We start from the raw sequence: 20,936 nt of genomic DNA, 5'->3' as shown, positions 1-20,936 counted from the left end.
TCATAGTGTTACGGCGGTCATGGCGGAGGGGAAACGCCCGGTCACATTCCGAACCCGGAAGCTAAGCCCTCCAGCGCCGATGGTACTGCACTCGGGAGGGTGTGGGAGAGTAGGACACCGCCGGACAACCTTTCAGTTGAGGCCAACCCCACCCGGGGTTGGCCTCAACTGCATTCCACACCACATCCCCCCCGGAACTGGCCCGCGCCACCGGTAGGAAAGGCCCGCCACCGGAAGCGGAAAGGTCATACCCTCCGGGACGTCTCGCCCCAGAACTCCTCGTCCCACGCCAAGGGCCCAAGGATTAGGGGCCCGAGGGTCAAGGGCCCGAGGGTCAACGGCTGGTAGGCGGAAGAAGCGGCCATCCCGACACGGGATACCCCTACACCCCCGATGTCGGCGATAGGCAGCCCGACACGAAAAGCCCCGCCCTGGGCCCTCGCCCCTCCGAGACTCCTCGCGCCAGGCCGAGGCCCGGGGTCAGGGCTGATGGGGCGAAGAAACGGCCATCCCGACACGGAATACCCCTACATCCCCGATGTCGGCGATAGGCAGCCCGACGTGGAGCATGCCCACCCCCAGATCCAGCGCAGACTCAGCATGCGATACCCCGACTTCCCCGACGTTGGAGCAATCCACAGCTGCTGAAGCAATCGACGACGACCACGCCACGACGGCACACCGAGCGCCAAGCCGAGCGACCCGTCACCACCACCCACCCCGGCAGCCCTGCACGGCCATACCGGCCGGCGTCGTCACGACGGCCCCGACCGCCCGGGATCGGGGCGGTCAGCCCGGTCCCGTGGACAGGGACCCCTTGGGTGGCGACGTCGCGGTAATGCTCGGCTGGGAAGGCGCAACGTCGCCGACATGGCACGGTCAACGCAAGGCCCGCCGAGCGAGCCCTGGAGCGGCGAGGGTAACCGGGGGCCTGGGCCTGGGGACGATCAAAAAGGTAACGGGCGCGCTGGGTGAGGGGAGAGGCCCGGCGGCGGTCAGTCCCGGGTCTGGATGCCTTCGCGGAGCTGGCGGAAGAGGCCGGCCGAGTCGTCGACGGAACGGTTGGCGAACATGCCCATCGCCACGCTGCCGTGGTCGGCCCAGCCGCAGATCGCGAAGTCGCCGCCGTCGCCGCTGGTCCGGCCGCACTTCATCACGCCGCCGTACTTCCCGGCGGGCACGGTACGGACGTCGGTCACCCGGCCGGTCTCGTCGGCCATCAACCGGAACAGGCTGTCCAGGTCGCGTTCCGGCTGCCAGAGCAGCGTGGTGCCACCGAAGAACAGCACCGTCCGCTTCTCGTCGGCGGGGTCGCGGTAGACCGTACCGATGCTGCGGTCCAGGTCGATGTCGGCGGCGAATCCGGCGCGCAGGTAGTCGGCGGTGCTGCGGGCCCGGTCGGAGTCGTCGCGGGTGAGACCGGCGAGGTGGCCGGGCGGGTCCAGCCGGACGTCCTTCTGTTGGGCGATGCGCCAACCGGCGGTGCCGAGCGCGGCGGCGCCGACGAGGCCGACCACGAGTGCGACGGTCAGCGCGATCCGCCGGCGTCGGGACACCGGGCGCCGCCCCTGGGGGCTCTGCTCCGGGTCGTGGGTGCTCAACCGGATCGGCTCGTCGGTCAGCTCGACCGGTTCGGGACCCTCGATGAGCTGACGCTCGGTGAGATGTGCGTCGGACATGTTCGCCACCGTACGCGAATGACCGGTGGCGCACGTCGGGTCCGCCGAAGCGCTCCGTAGACTTTCACAGGTGACCGAGAGACTGGATGCCCGACGCCCCGACGCCCCGACCCTTGCCGGCCAGTACCAGCCCGGCGAGGTAGAGCAGCGACGGTACGAGCAGTGGGTAGCCGCCGGCCACTTCCGGGCGTCGGCGCAGAGTGACAAGCCCCCGTTCACCATCGTGATCCCCCCACCGAACGTCACAGGTGTGCTGCACATGGGCCACGCCCTGGACCACACCGTCCAGGACTCGCTGGTGCGCCGTAAGCGGATGCAGGGGTACGAGGCGCTCTGGCTGCCCGGCACGGACCACGCCGGCATCGCCACCCAGAACGTGGTGGAGCGGCAGCTCGCGGGGGAGGGGCTGTCCCGGCACGACCTCGGTCGGGACAAGTTCGTCGAGCGGGTCTGGCAGTGGAAGGCCAAGTCCGGCGGGGCGATCCTCGGCCAGATGCGCCGGCTCGGCGACTCGGTCGACTGGGACCGGGAACGTTTCACCATGGACGAGGGCCTGTCCCGGGCCGTGCAGACCATGTTCAAGAAGCTGTACGACGAGGGCCTGATCTACCGGGCGAACCGGATCATTAACTGGTGCCCGCGCTGCCTGACCGCCCTGTCGGACATCGAGGTGGAGCACACCGACGACGAGGGTGAGCTGGTCTCGATCCGGTACAGCGACGACGTGGTGGTCGCCACCACCCGGGCCGAGACCATGCTCGGGGACACCGCCGTGGCCGTGCACCCCGACGACGACCGTTACCGGCACCTGGTCGGCACCGAGGTCGAGGTGCCGTTGACCGGCCGGCGTATCCCGATCGTCGCCGACGAGCACGTCGACCCGGCGTTCGGCACCGGCATGGTCAAGGTCACCCCGGCGCACGACCCCAACGACTTCGAGATCGGCCAGCGGCACGACCTGCCCGCCCTGACGATCATGGACGAGCGGGGCGTCATCACCGCGCCCGGTCCGTTCCAGGGTCTGGACCGGTACGAGGCCCGCCCGGCGATCGTGGCGGCGCTGCGCGAGCAGGGCCGGGTCGTGGCCGAGAAGCGGCCGTACGTGCACGCGGTGGGGCACTGCTCGCGGTGTCGTACCACCGTCGAGCCGCGGCTGTCGCTGCAGTGGTTCGTCAACACCACCCCGCTGGCGAAGGCGGCCGGCGACGCGGTACGCGACGGCCGGGTGAAGATCGAGCCGGCCGAGCTGGCCAAGCGCTACTTCGCCTGGGTCGACAACATGCACGACTGGTGCATCTCCCGGCAGCTGTGGTGGGGCCACCGCATCCCGGTCTGGTACGGCCCGGCGGGCGAGATCGTCTGCGTCGGCCCGGACGAGACGCCCCCCACCGGCGAGGGCTGGGTCCAGGACGAGGACGTCCTGGACACCTGGTTCTCCAGCGGCCTGTGGCCGTTCTCCACCCTCGGCTGGCCGGAGCATACCCCGGACCTGGCCAAGTTCTACCCGACCAGCGTGCTGGTCACCGGCTACGACATCCTCTTCTTCTGGGTCGCCCGGATGATGATGTTCGGCCTGTACGCGATGGACGGCCGGCAGCCGTTCGACACGGTCGCCCTGCACGGCATGGTCCGCGACCAGTACGGCAAGAAGATGTCGAAGTCGTTCGGCAACGTGGTCGACCCGCTGGACTGGATCGACCGGTACGGGGCCGACGCGACCCGGTTCACCCTGGCCCGGGGCGCGAACCCGGGCGGGGACGTGCCGGTCAGCGAGGAGTGGTGCCAGGGCTCCCGCAACTTCTGCAACAAGCTGTGGAACGCCACCCGGTTCGCGCTGCTCAACGGCGCGCACACCGAGGGCCCGCTGCCGGCGGCCGACCAGCTCTCGACCGTCGACAGGTGGATCCTGTCCCGGCTGGCGCACGTCACCGCCGAGGTCGACGAGCAGTTCGAGGCGTACGAGTTCGCGAAGGTGTGCGACCTGCTCTACCACTTCGCCTGGGACGACGTCTGCGACTGGTACGTGGAGCTGGCCAAGCCGGTGCTCGCCGCCGACGGGCCGGCCGCCGACGCCACCCGCCGGGTCCTCGGGCACGTGCTGGACCAGTTGCTGCGGCTGCTGCACCCGGTGATCCCGTTCGTCACCGAGGAGCTGTGGACGGCGCTGACCGGGGGCGAGACGGTGATGACGGCGGCCTGGCCGAGCGCCGACCGTACCCTCGTGGACGACGCCGCGGAGCGCGAGGTCGGCGCCGTCCAGCGGGTGGTGACCGAGATCCGGCGGTTCCGCTCCGACCAGGGGCTGCGACCCACCCAGCGGGTGGCCGCCCGCCTCGACGGGCTGGCCGGGGTCCAGATCGCGGCGCACGAGCCGTTGATCCGTTCGTTGGCCCGGCTGGACGCCCCGGCCGACGACTTCCAGGCCAGCGCCACCCTCGCCATGCCCGGCGAGGTCAGCGTGGCGCTGGACACCCGGGGGTCGATCGACGTGGCCGCCGAGCGGGCCCGGCTCACCAAGGACCGGGCGGCCGCCGAGAAGGAGGTCGCGCAGGCCCGCGCGAAGCTCGACAATCCGGCGTTCGTCGGCAAGGCGCCCGAGCCGGTGGTCGCGAAGATCCGCGACCGGTTGGCGGTGGCCGAGGCCGACCTGGTCCGCATCGACGCCGCTCTGGAGGCGCTTCCCTCGTGACCGACCGTACCGATCAGCCCGCCCGGTCCGGCGAGGGGCGCGGTGAGTTCGCCGCCGTCGACGCGGAGTTGGCGGCGCGCGGGTTCACCCGCATGCACTTCTCGCTGGACCGCATCGAGGCGCTGCTCGACCTGCTGGGGAGCCCGCAGCGGGCGTACCCGTCGATCCACCTGACCGGGACGAACGGCAAGACGTCCACGGCCCGGATGATCGACTCGCTGCTGCGGGCCTTCGGCCTGCATACCGGCCGCTACACCAGCCCGCACCTGGAGACCGTCCGGGAGCGGATCAGCCTGGACGGGGAACCGGTCGACGAGGCCCGCTTCGTGGCCACGTACCGGGAGGTGAAGCCGCTTGCCGACCTGGTCGACCAGCGGTCGGCCGAGCCGCTCACCTACTTCGACCTGACCACCGCGTTGGCGTTCGCCACGTTCGCCGACGCGCCTGTCGACGTGGCCGTGGTGGAGGTGGGGCTGGGCGGCGCCGAGGACTCCACCAACGTGCTCCAGGCCGGGGTGGCGGTGCTCACCCCGATCGGGCTGGACCACACCGAATGGCTCGGCGACACCCTGGAGGACATCGCCCTGCACAAGGCCGGCATCATCCACTCCGGCGCGACGGTGGTCGCCGCCGCGCAGGAGGAGGAGGCGGCCCGGCCGATCCTGGAACGGTGCGCCGAGGTCGGTGCCACGGTCGCCCGGGAGGGCGCGGAGTTCGGGGTGCTGCGCCGGGCGGTCGCCGTCGGCGGCCAGGTGCTGACCCTCCAGGGGCTCGGCGGGGTGTACGACGAGGTGTTCCTTCCGCTGCACGGCGCGCACCAGGCGCAGAACGCGGCGGTGGCGCTGGCCGCCGTCGAGGCGTTCCTCGGGGCCGGGGCGAAGCGGCAGCTCGACGTCGAGGCCGTCCGGGAGGGTTTCGCCGCCACCAGTTCCCCGGGCCGGCTGGAGAAGGTGCGCAACGCCCCGACGGTGCTGCTCGACGGGGCGCACAATCCGCACGGGATGGCCGCCACGGTCACCGCGCTCCAGGAGGAGTTCGCGTTCAGCAAGCTGGTCGGGGTGCTCGCCGTGCTCGGCGACAAGGACGCCGCCGGCCTGCTGGAGCTGCTGGAACCGGTGCTCGACTCGCTCGTCGTCACCCGCAACAGCTCTCCCCGGGCGATGCCCGTCGAGGAGCTGGCCGAGCTGGCCCGGGAGGTCTTCGGGCCGGACCGGGTCCAGGTGGCCGACTCGATGCCGGACGCCATCGAGGCGGCCGTCGCCGAGGCCGAGTACGACGTGCCCGGCGAGTTGGCCGGGGTGGGGGTGCTGGTCACCGGCTCGGTGGTGACGGTGGCCGACGCCCGACGGCTGCTGAAGCGATGACCGGCCCGACCCCGGGCCGCCCGCACCCGGACCGCCGCCCTGCCGACCATCCGGAGCCGGCCGGAAGCGCCGGCCCGGCCGGAGGTGCCGGAACACCCGACCGCACCGCCCCGGCCGTAGGCACCGACCCGGCGCAGGTCACCGACCCGGCCGCAGGCAGCGCAACGTCCGACCGTACCGGCCCGGCCGAGGGCGGTGGCCCGGCCGAGGGCGGTGGCCCGGCCGGGCGGCGTTCGGGGTTGCGTAACCCCGAAGCGGCCGTCCGGGGGCTCGGGGCCGGGACGCTCGGCCTGGAGGCGCTGGTGCTGCTGCTGGCGATCCAGCCGATCCGGCTGGTCGGCGGGCACTTCGGCGGGGCGGCGATCGCGGCCACCGTGGCGCTGGCCGTGGCGGCGGTGCTGCTGGCCGGTCTGATGCGCCGCCCGTGGGCCTGGTCGGCGGGCACCGTGTTGCAGGGACTGCTGCTGCTCGCCGGCCTGCTGCACTGGTCGCTGTTCGGGCTCGGGGTCATCTTCGCCCTGGTCTGGGCGTACGCGTTGCACGTGCGGCGGGTCATCCTCGGCTGAGCCGGGTCACGCCTCGGCGCGTTCCCGCCACTGGGTCAGCGCGATGCCGTGCCCGTCCGGATCCCGGAAGGCGGCGGCCCACACCTCCAGTTTGGTGCCCCGGTTGACCACCCGGGGCGCGTAGGTGAACCGGACGCCGGTGTCCTTGAGCCGCCGGTACGCCGCCTCGATGTCGTCGACCTCCAGGTTGACGTGGACCAGCCGGCGGCTGATCGGGGCGGCCCCGGTCACCTCGCGCAGCACCAGCCGGGTCTGCCCGGAGGCGAGCACCGCGTTGCCGGCGCCCCGGTCGAACTCCTCGAAGCCGAGGTCCCGGTAGAAGTCCAGCGAGCGGGACAGGTCGGTGACCAGCAGGGTCAGCCCGACGCCGCTGATCGGGCCGGCCGCATCGTCGCCCCCGGGGGTCGCGGCGGCCGGGTCGTACCCGAAGATCGCCTCGTCCAGGTCGGGGTCGAGCCGGCCGTCACCGGTGGTGGGCCCGTCCAGCGGTACGTCGACCGGGTCGAGGATCGGCGCGTCGAACCGTTCCTCGGCGGGCGGCCGTGGGGCGGGCGCGGCCGTGGGCGCAGCGGTCGCCGGGCCGGCGGCGGCACCGGCGGGGGCGGTGCCGGCAGGGGCGGTGCCGGCAGGGCTGGTGCCGGCGGTGGACGCGGTGCCGGCAGTGGACGCAGAGGCGGCGGTGGACTTGGTGCCGGCGGTGGACGCGGAGGCGGTGGGGGCGGTGGCGCGGCGGGGGAGTTGGCCGGTCGCCGGCTGCTCGACCAGGGTGCCCTCCAGCACCACCGGGCCGCCCGGTCGCTGGTGCACCACCACCGGCTCCCGCTCGTCGGTCAGCACCTCCACGTCGTCGCGCAGCGGCTCGGACCGGACCGGGTCCGGGTGCGGTGGCTCGGCCCGGAGCGGGTCGGCGGGCGGCGGGTCGCGCAGGTCGTCCCGGAACTCGTCGTGGAAGTCGTCGTCGGCCGTGCGGCCCGCCCACGGCGGGGCCTCCTGCTGGATCAGCATGTCGTCGAGCGGCTCGGCGTCGGCGTACTCCGGGGGCAGGTCGGTCACGCCCGCGGCGGCCTCGGTGTGGGTCGGTACCTCGTCCCACAGGACGCGGACGTGCCGCTGGTCGTCCAGGGCCACCCGGATCGGCAGGGTCTGCCCCAGCGACGGCCACTTCGCCACCGGTACCCGGGGCTCGATGATCTTCTTGGACCGGGGCGGCAGGCCCGGCGCGTCGATCACCAACTGGAGCTCGCACCGGCCGAAGGAGTACTGGGTGGGGGGTTCGGAAGCGCTGTGCACGTGCCCGACGCCGACCACCCAGGTGCGTCCGCCGCCGCGTACGGTGCCCAGGGCGACGGCGAGCACGACCAGGGCCACGCCCAGCGCGACGATGGCCCAGCTGGTCATGCCCAGCCCGAACAGGACGACGAAGACCGCCACGGTGCCGAGCACCGCGGCGATCAGCTTGCGTACCGGCGCGATGGTGCGGTTCCCGCCATTCGCCACAGTGGACCTCCCAGGGGTCAGAGCCAGGCTAGGCCGCGCGGCGACCGAGGGAAAGAGCAGCCGCCGCGCCGGTGCCGGTACCGGGTCGCTAGGCTGACCGTACCCAGCCGAACCGCCTTGTGCGCACAGGAGGAACCCAGCGTGTCCAGCAGCAGCCCGGATGAGCGCACCCTCGTACTGATCAAGCCCGACGCGGTGCGCCGTGGCCTGGTCGGCGAGATCATCTCCCGCTTCGAGCGCAAGGGCCTGCGGATCGACGCGTTGGAGATCCGGACGCTGGACGGCGGGTTCGCCGACCAGCACTACGCCGAGCACGTGGACAAGCCGTTCTACCCGCCGCTGAAGACGTTCATGACCAGCGGGCCGCTGGTGTCGCTGGTGCTCTCCGGCGACCAGGTGATCGAGGTGGTCCGGGCGATGATCGGCAGCACCGACGGGCGCAAGGCCGCCGCCGGCACGATCCGGGGTGACCTGTCGCTGTCCAACCGGGAGAACCTGGTGCACGCCTCGGACTCCACCGACAGCGCCAAGCGCGAGATCGCGCTCTGGTTCCCCGCCCTGGGCTGACCCCGGGGCACCCGGCCGGCGGCCGGGGGCGCGCTAGGGGACCGGGCGGTCCCGGAACGGGCGACCCCGGCCGAGCGCGTCGGCGTACCCCCAGCGGCCCCTGATGTCGAGCAGCTCGATCTGGCCCAGTTCCTCGGGGACCGCGGCGTCGACGGCGAGATGGTCCTCGTACGGCTCCAGCCCGAGCAGCGCGCGCAGCAGCATCAGGGGCGCTCCGGCCGACGGCGCGTACGGGCTGTCGGTGAACCCGTGCGGGACGGGGACGTGGGTGGTGGCCCGGTCGTAGCCGGTGAGGTACGCCGGCAGCCGGCCTTGGAAGTGCCGGGCGGCGTCGAGCAGCCCGGTGGCGACCCGGGCGGCCTGCGCCCGGAACCCGGACCGGCGCAGCCCCCAGGCGATCAGCGAGTTCTCCCAGGGCCAGACCGCGCCGGTGTGGTGGCCCAGCGGGTTGTAGTCGGCCGCCGTGCTGGCCAGGGTGCGGATGCCCCAGCCGGAGTACAGCGCCGGGGACATCAGGTGCGCCACCATCTGCTCGGCGCGGTGCGGGGCGACGATGCCGGTGCACAGCAGCTGCCCCATGTTGGACGTGAGGGAGTCCAGCGGGACGCCGTCGAGCTGCACCGCCACCGCGTAGTGGCCCTGCTCGGGCAGCCAGAAGTCCCGGTCGAACCGTTCCCGCAGCCGGGCGGCGTCGCGTTCGAGCCGGTCGGCCCAGGCGGGATCGTCCCAGAACCGGCGGGCCATCCGGGCGGCCCGGCGGCGGGCCTCGAAGGCGTACCCCTGGATCTCGCAGATCGCCAGGGGGTAGGTGGGTGGATGGCCGTCGGCGAAGCAGATCGCGTCGGCGGAGTTGCGCCAGCTCTCGTTCTGCGGCCCGGTGCGGGTCGGGCGGCGGGTGGACCAGACGTAGCCGCTGTCGGCCCGGTCCGCGTCGTGGTCGAGCCAGCCGATGGCGGCCCGGACCTCGAACTCGAACCGGCGTACCAGTTCCGCGTCGCCGGTCCAGCGTTCGTACTCGTCGAGCAGGATGACGAAGGCGGCGGTGGTGTCGGCGGCGCTGAAGCTGGCCGACTCCGGGGTGTCGTTGAACGCGCCGGAGTCGCCGTACCGGCTCTCCTGGAGGATCTTGCCGGGTTGCTCGCCGCGGAACGGGTCGTGCCGGACGCCCTGGCTCAGCGCCAGGATGCGCAGCGTGTTGACCGCCCGCTCGGGCATGAAGGGCAGCGCCTGGAAGCTGCTGACCAGGCTCTCCCGGCCGAGCAGCGCCATCGACCAGGGCAGCCCGGTGGCGGGCAGCGCGGTCGGGAAGTTCAGCCCAGGGTAGTGCAGCGCGGCCAGGTCCCGCACGCCGTACTCGTACGCCCGCTGGAGCGCCTTGTGGTCGGCGCGCAGCCGGGGCACCCCGGCGGTGCGTTCGGTGATGTCCCGGCCCCGCTGGTGCTGGCTGCGCCCCACCGAACTGGTGAGCCGTTCCCGCAGGTCACGGCGGTGCAGGTCGCGCAGGAGGGCGAGTACCCGCAGCCGGGTGGACCAGGTGCCGTGGGGGTCGACGGTGAACGTCCAGGTCAGACCGTGCTCGTCGATCCTGGCCGGCGTGCTGGAGGTGATCACGGTCTCCCGGTGCAGGCCGGCCCGCTTGTAGTGCAGCCGTAGCGCGTCGTCGGCGATGGTGACGGTCACCGGCCGGGCCCGGCGGAAGCCGTCGCGGACCTCCAGCACCTCGGCGAAGTCCGCACCCACGTCGAGCCGGACGACGTAGCGCACCGGTTCGGGCGCGTAGTTGAACAGGGTGATCTCCTCCTCGTACTCCGGACCGACCCAGCGGTGCCGCAGCACGGAGGTGGTGGCGTTGACGTAGTGGGTGGGTTCGCCGGGGACCAGCCCGAACTTCGCCTCGTAGGTGGCGACGTCGTCGACGGAGAGCACCGAGAGGGACTCGGTGTCGATGGTCAGCGCCCAGGTGGACAGGAACCGGGTGTCGAAGGAGAAGAGCCCGAGCGGGGAGGTCGGCGTGGCCCGCACGTCCCCGTTCTTCCCGCTGATCATGAACATGTTGCCGGCGAAGACGCTGGTGACCTCGTGCAGCCCGATGACACCGGAGGCGGTGTGGGGGACCAGTTCGGCGGCGGGTTCGGTGCCCACGCTGTCGGCGGCGACCGGGAGCAGCCGCCGGAAGGTGAACAGCAGCGCCAGGTCGCCGGCGACCGAGGCGTCGCCGCGCAGCAGCATCGACACCATGTTGTCCCGGCCGGCAAGCAGCCGGACGAACGCCTCGGGTCGGACCTCGACCGTGCAGTCGGGGTGTTCGCCGGTGCGCGCGACCCGGATCTGTGCGCCGTCGAGCCGGACGAACCAGGTGGCGGTCTCGCCGCCCTCGGCGACGATGTCGAAGCGGAGCAGTCCGCTGGGGGCGACGGGCAACCGGCCCCGGCCGTCGGCGGCCAGGGCGGCGAAGAACTCGTCGATCCGCCCGTCCACGGCCCGCTCCCGTCCCACCGCTGCGCCACCCGAAAAGGTCCAGGTGTGCCAAAAGGAACAATACGCCGTGCCCTGTCCGACCGGGCGCGCTTAAGTGGAAGGACGCCACTACCTGCGAAAACACCGGGGAGGGTTCGACGATGGACGGGCAGACTGCCGCCGGGATGCGGTACTGGACGTACGGGCACGGCAGGCGGAGCACCTTCCTGCTGGTGCACGGCTGGTGCTGCGACCACGACTTCATGGCACCCCTGGCCCGGCACCTGGCCACCCGCCAGGACCGGGTGATCGCCGTCGACATGCCGGGCCACGGGGCCAGCCCGCCCCCGGCCGACGGCTACGCGGTCACCGCGATGGCCGGTCACCTGCGGGCCTTCGCCGCCGCGCTCGACCTGCGCCGGGTCTTCGTGATCGGGCACAGCCTGGGCGGGGTCTGGTCGCTGCAGGCCGCCGCCGGGGACCGGGACCGGTTCACCCGGCTGGGGCTGCTCGACTCCGCGGTGGCCGGGGCACCCGGTTCCGCCGCCGCGATCGCCCAGGTGGCGGCGTCGCTGCGGGAGGACACCTCGGGCGCGGTCCGGGAGTCGATCGTCAGGTCGTACTTCCCGCCGTACTCCGACCCGCGCCTGGTGGAGCGGGTGGTGGCGGCCACCGCCCGCCCGTCGACCGAGGTGGCGTACGCGCCGATCGCCGGGCTGGCCGACTGGATCGCCGCCGAGCAGGACGTGGCCGCCCTGCGCCGCTGGGACCGCCCGCTGCTCTTCGTGGGCAGCAACGCCCCGTTCGCCGACTACGCCCGGCTGGCCGAACTCGCCCCGCAGGCGTTCATCGGGCAGACCGTGGGTTCCGGGCACTTCGTGCAGCTCCAGGTGCCGGCGCAGGTCGACGCGATGGTCGACCGCTACCTGGAGGTCACCGGCTAGCGCCGCCGGCTCAGAGGGTGTCCAGCGAGGCGCGGCGACGGGACTCCGCCTCGAAGACCGTCAACAGCCCGGCGGCCAGCACGGCGTAGCCGACCCCGACGGCCAGCTCCGCGCCGATCGCCGGCAGGACGTCGCCCAGCGGAGCGCCGCCGGCCAGCCGCCGGGCCGCGTCGGCGGCATGGGTGATCGGCAGCACCGCGCCCACCGCACGGATGCCCGCCGGCAGGTCGTCGGCCGGCACGTTCACCCCGGTGAACAGCAGCAGCAGCGCCACCGCCACGTTCGAGATCAGGAAGACGTCCCGGAAGCGCAACCCCAGCGCGCCCAGGGTCAGGCCGAAGAAACCGCAGGCCAGCGAGGCGGTGGCCAGCGCCAGCAGCAGGCCGGGCAGGGCGGTGGCCGGGACCCGCAGGCCGAGCAGGAGCGCGGCCACGGTGAGCGTGCTCGCCGCGATCAGCAGGCCGTTGCCGGCGTACGGCAGCACCCGGCCGAGGAAGATGGCAGTGCGGCTGCGCGGGGAGAGCAGCACGTGCCCCAGGGTGCCGAAACGCCGCTCGTTGGCCACCGCCATGGTGCCGCCGTAGACGCAGGCCAGCGCGGCGGTGAGCACCGCGTTGCCGACGATGTAGAACCGGTCGTCGGCGACCCCGAACTCCCGCCCCAGGTAGGCGAAGAAGAAGAGCTGGAACAGCGGGCCCACCAGCAGGGTGCCCACGAAGATCGACGGGGTGGTCCAGTTGAACAGGGCCCGGTAGGCGATGACCCCGCCCACCCCGACCAGCCGCAGCAGCGCGCCCACCGGTGCCTCCTCAGGCCAGGGCCAGGGTCGCGGTGACCCGGGCCCGGCGCTCGACGTACGTCATCAGGGCCCAGCCGGCGGCCAGGCAGGTCAGGCTGATCGCCAGGCAGACCGCCAGCGCCGGCCACACCGGCCCGCCGGACGCGGCCTCGTGCACCGCGCGGGCGCCCCAGGTGGTCGGCAGCACCGCGGCGACCGGACCGGTCCAGCCGGGCAGCGCGGTGACCGGCACGAGCATCCCGGAGACCAGCCAGATCGGGTACTCCAGCATGTTCGCCAGCGCGTTGGCGTGCCGCAGCAGCACGAAGCCGGACGCCAGCAGCAGCCCGAACATGCCCAGCCCGGCGATGCAGCCGGCGACGGCCACCGGGAAGGCCACCGGGTGGGCGAAGTCGAGCGGGATGCCGTACAGCAGCCGGCCCCAGGCCAGCGTGGCGAGCATCGCGTACGTGCCGGTGATGCCGGTGGCCAGGGTGACCGGCAGCAGCACCAACGCCGGCGACCGGGGCACCAGCATGATCATCTCCAGGGTGCCCTGCCAGCGCTGGTTCTGGATCGCCCCGCCGGAGCCGAACAGCACCGTCGACCAGACCCCCATCAGGCCCGCGCCGACCGCCGCCTCCAGCAGCCGGTCCGGCTCACCGCCGGCCCGGAACAGGTAGACCGCCAGGGTCGCCTGGACCACCGGGACGAACAACGCGATGGCGATCTCGAACGGGGACCGGCTGAGCTGCTTGACGTGCAGCAGCGCACCGACCGCGATCATCCGCACGGTGTTCACGCCGGCACCGGCCCGGCCACCGGCGTCGGCGCCGCCGCCCGGTTGACGATCGCCACGTACGCGTCCTCCAGGGTGGGCTGCCGGGCGGTCACCCGGCCCAGCCGTACCCCGCCCAGCTCCCGCAGCACGTCGGCCTGCACGTCCACCCCCGCGTCGGACTGCACCCCGAGGACCTGCGCCGCCCCGTGCACCGCCAGGCTCACCTCGCGGACGCCAGGCCGGGCCCGGATGGCGGCCAGCTGCCCGTCGGTCACCCCGTACGCCTCCACCTCCAGCACCCGCCGGCCGTCGGCGTGGTGACGCAGCTCGGCGGGGGTGCCCAGGGCCTGGATCCGGCCGCCCGCGATCACCGCGATCCGACCGCACAACTCGTCGGCCTCAGCCATGTAGTGCGTGGTCAGTAGCACGGTGGTGCCGGTGGCGGCGAGGTCGGCGACGGTCTGCCGCAGCTCCCGGGCGGCCACCGGGTCGACCCCGATCGACGGCTCGTCGAGGAACAGCACCCGGGGCCGGTGCAGCAGCCCCCGGGCGATGTGCAGCCGCTGGCGCATCCCCCGCGAGTAGCCCTCGACCCGGTCGTCCTCCCGGCCGGTCAACCGGACCAGCTCGAACAGTTCGGCGATCCGGCGCTTCTGCTCCCGGCCCGGCACGCCGTACAGCTCGGCGAAGTAGCGCAGGTTGTCCCGGGCGGAGAGCCGGTCGTAGAGCCCCCGGTCGCCGCCGAAGACGTACCCGATGCGTCGGCGCACCTCCCGGGTCTGCCGGACCACGTCGAAGCCGCAGATCCTCGCCGCGCCCGCCGTCGGGACCAGCAGGGTGTTGAGCAGCTTGATGGTGGTGGTCTTGCCGGCGCCGTTCGGGCCGAGCAGGCCGAACAGCTCACCGTGGCCCACCGCGAGGTCGACCCCGGCGACGGCGTGCACCTCCCGGCGCTGCGGTCGTAGCCAGCCGGTCCGGCTGCGGTAGCTGCGGTGCAGCCCCACCGCCTCGATCGCGTGCTCACCCATGGCCGCGAATCTATGGGTCGGCCCGGCCGCCCGCACCCCCGTTACTCGGCGGCGGTGACCCGGACAGGTCGAGTATCCTTGCCGGTACAGGCGACGACCCGGCCATCACCGGTGAGCCTCCGGAAGAAAGGGCCCGCAGGGCCCGAGTAGAACCGGACGGGGCGGCCCGTCACAGCCGGCCAACGAGCGGGCGGTCGATCCTGACCGTCAAGCGGGGTGGTACCGCGGGCCCGGCCCGGGGCGTCGACGACGGCGTACCGGACAGGGCTCGTCCTCGCAGACCACGACTGAGTGAGCTGCCAGAGGAGAGCGACCCCCGATGGGCTATCCGCTGCACGACCCGACCGCCGCCGGCGTCCCGGCGAGCCCGGACCTGCCCGACGTCGAGCGCCGCGTCCTGGAGCACTGGCGCACCGACCAGACCTTCGAGGCGTCGGTGACGGCCCGGCCGGCCGGCGACGACGGTAAGAACGAGTACGTCTTCTACGACGGCCCGCCGTTCGCCAACGGCCTGCCGCACTACGGCCACCTGTTCACCGGGTACGTCAAGGACGTGGTGCCGCGCTACCAGACCATGCGCGGCCGGCACGTCGAGCGGCGCTTCGGCTGGGACTGTCACGGACTGCCCGCCGAGGTGGTGGCCGAGAAGCAGCTCGGCATCACCAGCAAGGCGGAGATCCTCGACCTCGGGGTGGCCCGGTTCAACGAGGCGTGCCGGTCCTCGGTGCTGGAGTTCACCCAGGACTGGGAGCGGTACGTCACCCGGCAGGCCCGCTGGGTCGACTTCACCAACGACTACAAGACCCTCGACCTGGACTACATGGAAAGCGTCATGTGGGCCTTCAGGACCCTGCACGACAAGGGCCTGGTCTACGAGGGCTTCCGGGTGCTGGCGTACTGCTGGCGGTGCGAGACGCCGCTGTCGAACACCGAGACCCGGATGGACGACGTCTACCGCGACCGGCACGACCCGACGCTGACCGTGTGGTTCGGGCTGACCGCCGACGAGTCCGCCCCGGAGTTGCTGCGCGGGCCGGTGAAGCTGGGCGTCTGGACCACCACGCCGTGGACCCTGCCGTCCAACCTCGCGCTCGCCGTCGGCCCCGACATCGAGTACGCGGTGCTCGACCGCGACGGGGAACGGTTCGTCGTCGGCGCGGCCCGGCTCGGCGCGTACGCCAAGGAGCTGGAGGGCTACCGGCAGGTCGGCACCGTGTACGGCCGGGACCTGGTCGGACGCCGCTACACCCCGCTCTACGACTTCCTCGTCGAGCAGGCCGGCGAGAACGCCTACCAGGTGCTCGGCGCGGAGTTCGTCACCACCGAGGACGGCACCGGGATCGTGCACCTCGCCCCGGCCTTCGGTGAGGACGACCAGAACGTCTGCAACGCCGCCGGCATCCCCACCGTCGTCACCGTCGACGACCACACCCGGTTCACCGTGCTGGTCCCGCCCTACCAGGGCGAGCAGGTCTTCGACGTCAACAAGCCGGTGATCCGGGAGCTGAAGGAGCGGGGGGTGGTGCTGCGGCAGGACACCTACACCCACTCGTACCCGCACTGCTGGCGCTGCGACACCCCGCTGGTCTACAAGGCGGTGTCGTCGTGGTTCGTCGCGGTGACGCAGTTCCGGGACCGGATGGTCGAGCTGAACCAGCAGATCAACTGGACGCCCGGCCACATCAAGGACGGCTCGTTCGGCAAGTGGCTGGCCAACGCCCGGGACTGGTCGATCAGCCGCAACCGGTTCTGGGGCTCGCCGATCCCGGTGTGGAAGTCCGACGACCCGACCTACCCCCGGGTCGACGTCTACGGCTCCCTGGCGGAGATCGAGCGGGACTTCGGCGTACGCCTGACCGACCTGCACCGGCCGGCCGTCGACGACCTGACCCGGCCCAACCCGGACGACCCGACGGGCCGCTCGACGATGCGCCGGGTGCCGGAGGTGCTGGACTGCTGGTTCGAGTCCGGGTCGATGCCGTTCGCCCAGGTGCACTACCCGTTCGAGAACGCGGACTGGTTCGAGCACCACTACCCGGGTGACTTCATCGTCGAGTACATCGGGCAGACCCGGGGCTGGTTCTACACCATGCACGTGCTGGCCACCGCGTTGTTCGACAGGCCGGCGTTCCGCAACTGCCTCAGCCACGGCATCCTGCTCGGCTCCGACGGGCGCAAGATGTCCAAGAGCCTGCGCAACTACCCGGACGTCTACCACGTCTTCGACGCGTACGGCTCGGACGCGATGCGCTGGATGCTGATGTCCTCGCCGGTGCTGCGCGGCGGCGACATGCCGGTCACCGAGCCGGCGATCCGCGACGCCGTCCGGCAGGTGCTGCTGCCGCTGTGGAACGTCTGGTACTTCTTCTCGCTCTACGCCAACGCCGACGGGCACACCGCCCGGCGGCGGGTGGACAGCACACACCTGCTCGACCGGTACGTGCTGGCCAAGACCCGGGAACTGGTGGAGACCGTCGGCGCGCAGATGGACGCGTACGACATCTCCGGGGCGTGCGGCACCGTCCGGTCCTACCTCGACGCGCTGACCAACTGGTACGTGCGTCGCTCCCGGGACCGGTTCTGGTCGGGCGACGCCGACGCGTTCGACACGCTGTGGACCGTGCTGGAGACGCTCTGCCGGGTGGTGGCGCCGCTGGCCCCGCTGACCGCCGAGGAGATCTGGCGCGGGCTCACCGGCGAGCGGTCGGTGCACCTGACCGACTGGCCGTCGGCGCAGGACCTGCCCGCCGACCACGACCTGGTCGCGGCGATGGACGCCACCCGGGACGTCTGCTCGGCGGCGCTGTCGCTGCGCAAGGCCAAGGGGCTGCGGGTCCGGCTGCCGCTGCCGAAGCTGACCGTGGCCTCCCCGGTCGCCGACCAGCTCCGGCCGTTCGCCGACCTGGTCGCCGACGAGGTCAACGTCAAGGAGGTGGCGTTCTCGGCGGAGGTCGCCAGCTACTGCCAGCAGGTGCTGACCGTGGTGCCCCGGGCACTCGGCCCCCGCGTCGGCAAGCAGGTGCAGCAGGTGATCAGGGCGGTCAAGGCGGGGGAGTGGGAGCTGCGCGACGGCGCCCCCGTCGCCGCCGGGGTCACCCTCGCCGAGGGCGAGTACGAGCTGCGCCTGGTCGCCGCGGACGCCGAGCACTCCGCGCCGCTGCCCGGTGGTGAGGGCGTGGTGGTGCTCGACACCGAGGTCACCCCGGAACTGGCCGCCGAGGGGCTGGCCCGGGACGTGGTCCGGGTGGTGCAGCAGGCCCGCCGGGACGCCGACCTGGACATCTCCGACCGGATCGTGGTGTCGGTGTCGGGCTCCGAGCAGGTCCGGGCGGCCGTGTCGGCGTACACCGGGTTCGTGGCCCGGGAGGTGCTCGCCGACACGGTGGACTTCGCCGACGGCGTCGACGGCTTCGCCGGTGAGGTCGGCGACGGCGAGCGGGTGACGGTGACCGTCCGCCCGGTGTGAGTCGTCGGTGGGGTCCCGGCCCGGCGGGCCGGGACCCCACGACCACCCGCGCCATCCAGCAGGCGGACGCGCGTGCACCCGTTGGGTCCTACGGGCGTCCGTCCGCTACCGTGACACCGCCTGTTTCACCGTACGACCGCCGGAGGACCCGTGCCGCTGCTCTACACCATCGGCAAGCTCACCGTGGGACCCGCGATGCGGCTGGCGTTCCGCCCGGTCGTGGAGGGGCTGGAGCACATCCCGGCGAGCGGCGGCGCGATCTTCGCGGGCAACCACCTCTCCGTCGCCGACGAGCTGCTGCTCGGCACCGTCGTTCCCCGGCACCTCGCCTTCTGGGCCAAGTCGGAGTACTTCACCGGCACCGGCCCGAAGGGCGCGCTGTCCAAGTTCGTGCTCACCGGCCTGGGGGCCATCCCGGTCGAGCGGGCCGGTGGCCGGGCCGCGCTGTCCGCGTTCGACGCGGCCATCCCCGCGCTGCGCGGCGGCGACCTGGTCGCCGTCTATCCCGAGGGGACCCGGTCGCCCGACGGCCGACTCTACCGGGGACGGACCGGCACCGCCCGGCTGGCGGTGGCGGCCGGGGTGCCGGTGATCCCGGTCGGGGTGACCGGCACCGACAAGGTCCAGCCGATCGGCACCCGGATTCCCCGCCCCGGCAAGGCGAAGATCATCATCCGGTTCGGTAAGCCGCTGGACTTCACCGGCCGCTCCGACGACCGCACCTCGCTGCGGGAGATGACCGACGAGCTGATGGCCGAGATCCAGAAGCTGACCGGCCAGGAGTACGTCCCCCGGTACGCCCCCCGCCGCGCCGAACCCACCTCGGGCGGTACGCCCACCGCCGGCAGCGCCCCGGCCTGACCGCCGCGCCCGCACCCGACCGGCGCGGGCCGGTGTGACCGGCACCGCCTGACCCACCTGCGGGACTGACCGCAGGACCGGCCCGGCCACCGTACGGGGGCCGGGCTCAGCCCTGCTTCGGGATGACGATCTGGGCGCGCATGGTGGCGAGCAGCCGGGCGCTGTCGTCCACCGAGAGCCTGGTGAACACACCCGTGGTGCTGCTGCCGTGGTCCACCGAGGTGCAGACCACCACGTCGGTGCCGTCGGACGAGCCGGTGGCGCAACGGTCGTACCGGCCCCGGACGCCGCTGTCGACAGGTTGGGGGGTACCCAGCTTGAAGGTGTCGGTCAGCCGCACCATCGCGTCGTCCGCGTCGGACTCCGGCCGGAGCCGGAAGCCGGTGTCACCGAAGACGATCACCCGTTTGCCGTCGGAGGTGCTGTAGATCCCGGCGTAGATGTCCTCGGCGAGCAGGTTCGCCTTGCGTACCTCGGTCTTGAGCTTGTCGACCTCGCTGCCGGAGTCCGACCGCAGGGTCAGGTCGGCCACCTGGGCGGGCAGGGCGGCGTCGGCCGGGTACTGCTGCCAGGCCGGCTTGCCGAACCAGGCGGGGCAGCCGCAGCAGCAGACCAGGCTGAGCAGCAGCACCCAGGGCCAGCGTCGCCGCTTGCGGCGGACGTACCCCTTGGGCGGCCGGTTGGGCGGTGGCTGCGGCGGCGGGGCGGGCGGCTGCGGGCGGACCCGCCGTTGCTTCGGCGTGCGGGGCGGCGCGGGCGGTGGCTGCGGCGGCGGTGACGCCGGGCGGGCCGGGGGTGGCGACACCGGGCGGGCCGGCGGCAGGGGTGCCGGCCGCGCGGCGGGCACCGGCGTGACCGGGTACGGCCGGGTCGGCGAGGGGGTGGCCGGTGCGGCCGGTGCCGCCGACGGGTACGGCGCCGCCGGGCTGTGCTGGCGGGGCGGGGTCGGTGTGTGCTGGCGGGGCGGGGTCGGTGTGTGCTGGTGGGGCAGGACCGCCGCGGCGGCGGGTGGCGGCTGGTCGACGTCGGTCGGGTAGGGACGGGTCGGCGGTGGCGCGTACGGCAGCGCCGCCGGCTCCGGATGGTGCACGTCCCAGCCGCCCGTGTCGACACCCGCCCACGGGTCGACCGGGGTGCGGTGTTCGGGCAGCTCCGGCGGGGGCGGCGGGGGTGGCGGAAGCGGCACGAACTGGACCGACTCGCCCCACGCGGGGCGACGCGGCGGCGGTGGGGGCACGGCGGCGGAACCGCTCCACCGGGGTACCGCGGGCTCCTCCAGCGTCGGGTCGGGCCGCTGCCCGCCCGGGTGCTGCTCCACCCGGGTGGCGTCCGGCCGCTGCGTCACCGGGGTGTCGTCGGGCTGCCGCTCGATCCGCGTCGGGTCGGGACGCTGCTCCGGCCACCCGGCGTCGGGTTGCTCCACCCGGGTGGCGTCCGGCCGGTGCGGTGCGCCGGGCGGGGTGGTCCGGCCCGGAACGGCGGCCGACCCCCGGGCCGGGGTGACCGGGCCGGGTGCGACCCCCCGCGCCGGCCCCGCCGACTCCACCGGATCGGTGGATGCGGCCGGGCTGCCCTGACCCGCCGGGCTGCCCTGACCCGCCGGGCTGCCCTGACCCGCCGGGCTGCCCTGGCCCGCCGGGCTGATCGGTTCCGGCGCGCTGGCCGCTTCCGGCGTGCCGGCCGGCTCCGGCAGGCCGGATCGAGTGGTAGGGCTGGTGGGTGCTGGCGGGTCGCCCTGCGTCGCCGCGTCGCCCTGCGCGGTCGAGTCGTCGTCGGTGACCGGGTCGTCCTGTGCGGTGGGGTCGTCCTGCGTGACCGGGTCGTGCTGGTCGGTCGGGGCCTCCGGTGCGGTGGGGAGGTCGACCGGCTCTGCGGGGGCGGTGGCGTCGCCGGCCGGGGCGGCGGGGTCGACCGGCGGAACCGGAACGGGCTCCGCAGCCGGCGTCGCCGGGTCGGTGGGGCCGCTGGGCGGCGGTACGGGGAGGTCGGCCGGACCGGTGGCGACCACCGGATCCTGCTGCCGACCCGGGACGGGACGGTCCCCGTCGGCCGGCCGGTCTGCTCCCGGCTGCGGCTCCGGCATCGCGGCAATCTCCTCTCGCACCGGTTGCGAGGTTAGTACCGGGCCGCCACCTCGACCAATCGGCCGCCCCCGGCCCCCCGCCGACCGGGAAGCCTCGCACAGCCGGCCCGGCACCCCGCCGGTGCGGTCTCCGCCGCCCGGCCGACCGACGACGGTGCATCGGGTGACGGGAGCGG

14 protein-coding genes and 1 rRNA gene are annotated in these 20,936 nt (G+C 73.3%); 8 read left to right on the top strand and 7 right to left on the bottom strand.

Annotated features, from left to right (window positions below; all coding sequences use genetic code 11):
- Positions 1–9: 9 nt before the first annotated feature.
- Positions 10–126: ribosomal RNA gene (rrf, locus tag ACN261_RS02320) — 5S ribosomal RNA — on the top strand.
- A gap of 869 nt (positions 127–995) precedes the next feature.
- Here the strand turns inward: rrf and ACN261_RS02315 are convergent.
- Positions 996–1,679, bottom strand: coding sequence for a hypothetical protein (locus ACN261_RS02315; protein ID WP_425848173.1), 684 nt, complete (start codon positions 1,677–1,679; stop codon positions 996–998).
- A gap of 70 nt (positions 1,680–1,749) precedes the next feature.
- Between ACN261_RS02315 and ACN261_RS02310 the strand changes: the two genes are divergently transcribed.
- From ACN261_RS02310 to ACN261_RS02300, 3 genes are all read left to right on the top strand, one after another.
- Positions 1,750–4,368, top strand: coding sequence for a valine--tRNA ligase (locus ACN261_RS02310; protein WP_425848170.1), 2,619 nt, complete (start codon positions 1,750–1,752; stop codon positions 4,366–4,368).
- A 92-nt stretch (positions 4,369–4,460) separates the two neighbouring features.
- A complete protein-coding gene (locus ACN261_RS02305) occupies positions 4,461–5,732 on the top strand; it encodes a bifunctional folylpolyglutamate synthase/dihydrofolate synthase (protein WP_421486901.1) in 1,272 nt (423 codons plus the stop codon).
- Positions 5,729–6,298: a DUF4233 domain-containing protein gene (locus ACN261_RS02300; protein ID WP_425848167.1), complete on the top strand. Its 570-nt coding sequence runs from the start codon at positions 5,729–5,731 to the stop codon at positions 6,296–6,298. The genes ACN261_RS02305 and ACN261_RS02300 overlap by 4 nt, the downstream gene beginning before the upstream one ends.
- A 6-nt stretch (positions 6,299–6,304) precedes the next feature.
- Here the strand turns inward: ACN261_RS02300 and ACN261_RS02295 are convergent, their stop codons facing one another.
- On the bottom strand, positions 6,305–7,795 hold the full coding sequence (locus ACN261_RS02295; RefSeq protein ID WP_425848165.1) for a VOC family protein: 1,491 nt from the start codon (positions 7,793–7,795) through the stop codon (positions 6,305–6,307).
- A gap of 141 nt (positions 7,796–7,936) precedes the next feature.
- Here ACN261_RS02295 and ndk point away from each other — a divergent pair, with 141 nt between their 5' ends.
- On the top strand, positions 7,937–8,362 hold the full coding sequence (gene ndk / locus ACN261_RS02290; RefSeq protein ID WP_204926261.1) for a nucleoside-diphosphate kinase: 426 nt from the start codon (positions 7,937–7,939) through the stop codon (positions 8,360–8,362).
- A 33-nt stretch (positions 8,363–8,395) separates the two neighbouring features.
- On the opposite strand, the gene ACN261_RS02285 is transcribed toward ndk, so the two are convergent.
- Positions 8,396–10,840, bottom strand: a complete 2,445-nt coding sequence (locus tag ACN261_RS02285) for a glycogen debranching N-terminal domain-containing protein (protein ID WP_421483753.1) — start codon at positions 10,838–10,840, stop codon at positions 8,396–8,398.
- A 140-nt stretch (positions 10,841–10,980) separates the two neighbouring features.
- On the opposite strand from ACN261_RS02285, the gene ACN261_RS02280 reads away from it, so the two are divergent.
- Positions 10,981–11,763: an alpha/beta fold hydrolase gene (locus ACN261_RS02280; RefSeq protein WP_425848160.1), complete on the top strand. Its 783-nt coding sequence runs from the start codon at positions 10,981–10,983 to the stop codon at positions 11,761–11,763.
- 10 nt (positions 11,764–11,773) lie between these two features.
- Here ACN261_RS02280 and ACN261_RS02275 read toward each other — a convergent pair whose 3' ends face one another.
- Genes ACN261_RS02275 through ACN261_RS02265 form a run of 3 tightly spaced genes read right to left on the bottom strand, consistent with a single transcriptional unit; the run spans position 11,774 to position 14,350 of the window.
- Positions 11,774–12,562 (bottom strand): ABC transporter permease, encoded by a 789-nt coding sequence (locus tag ACN261_RS02275; RefSeq protein ID WP_425848159.1) that lies wholly within the window; start codon positions 12,560–12,562, stop codon positions 11,774–11,776.
- Positions 12,563–12,572: 10 nt separating this feature from the next.
- A complete protein-coding gene (locus ACN261_RS02270; protein WP_425848157.1) occupies positions 12,573–13,343 on the bottom strand; it encodes an ABC transporter permease in 771 nt (256 codons plus the stop codon).
- The gene (locus ACN261_RS02265; RefSeq protein ID WP_425848156.1) at positions 13,340–14,350 is read right to left on the bottom strand and encodes an ABC transporter ATP-binding protein; all 1,011 of its coding nucleotides are present in this window, start codon (positions 14,348–14,350) and stop codon (positions 13,340–13,342) included. The genes ACN261_RS02270 and ACN261_RS02265 overlap by 4 nt, the downstream gene beginning before the upstream one ends.
- 319 nt (positions 14,351–14,669) lie before the next feature.
- Between ACN261_RS02265 and ileS the strand changes: the two genes are divergently transcribed.
- On the top strand, positions 14,670–17,816 hold the full coding sequence (ileS, locus tag ACN261_RS02260; RefSeq protein WP_425848154.1) for an isoleucine--tRNA ligase: 3,147 nt from the start codon (positions 14,670–14,672) through the stop codon (positions 17,814–17,816).
- Between the two features lie 150 nt (positions 17,817–17,966).
- On the top strand, positions 17,967–18,677 hold the full coding sequence (locus ACN261_RS02255) for a lysophospholipid acyltransferase family protein (RefSeq protein WP_421483747.1): 711 nt from the start codon (positions 17,967–17,969) through the stop codon (positions 18,675–18,677).
- A 106-nt stretch (positions 18,678–18,783) separates the two neighbouring features.
- Here ACN261_RS02255 and ACN261_RS02250 read toward each other — a convergent pair whose 3' ends face one another.
- Positions 18,784–20,781, bottom strand: a complete 1,998-nt coding sequence (locus tag ACN261_RS02250) for a hypothetical protein (RefSeq protein WP_425848153.1) — start codon at positions 20,779–20,781, stop codon at positions 18,784–18,786.
- Positions 20,782–20,936: the final 155 nt, after the last annotated feature.

This window comes from Micromonospora sp. WMMD723, assembly GCF_049863385.1.
GTDB lineage: Bacteria > Actinomycetota > Actinomycetes > Mycobacteriales > Micromonosporaceae > Micromonospora > Micromonospora wenchangensis.
Note: the sequence above shows the minus strand (reverse complement) of the source record. Positions and strands in the feature narration are given on the sequence as shown.

Coding starts and splice junctions, on each gene's coding strand:
- ACN261_RS02315 (WP_425848173.1), bottom strand. CDS start 1,679: ATGTCCGACGCACATCTCACCGAGCGTCAGCTCATCGAGGGTCCCGAA.
- ACN261_RS02305 (WP_421486901.1), top strand. CDS start 4,461: ATGCACTTCTCGCTGGACCGCATCGAGGCGCTGCTCGACCTGCTGGGG.
- ACN261_RS02300 (WP_425848167.1), top strand. CDS start 5,729: ATGACCGGCCCGACCCCGGGCCGCCCGCACCCGGACCGCCGCCCTGCC.
- ACN261_RS02280 (WP_425848160.1), top strand. CDS start 10,981: ATGGACGGGCAGACTGCCGCCGGGATGCGGTACTGGACGTACGGGCAC.
- ACN261_RS02265 (WP_425848156.1), bottom strand. CDS start 14,350: ATGGGTGAGCACGCGATCGAGGCGGTGGGGCTGCACCGCAGCTACCGC.
- ileS (WP_425848154.1), top strand. CDS start 14,670: ATGGGCTATCCGCTGCACGACCCGACCGCCGCCGGCGTCCCGGCGAGC.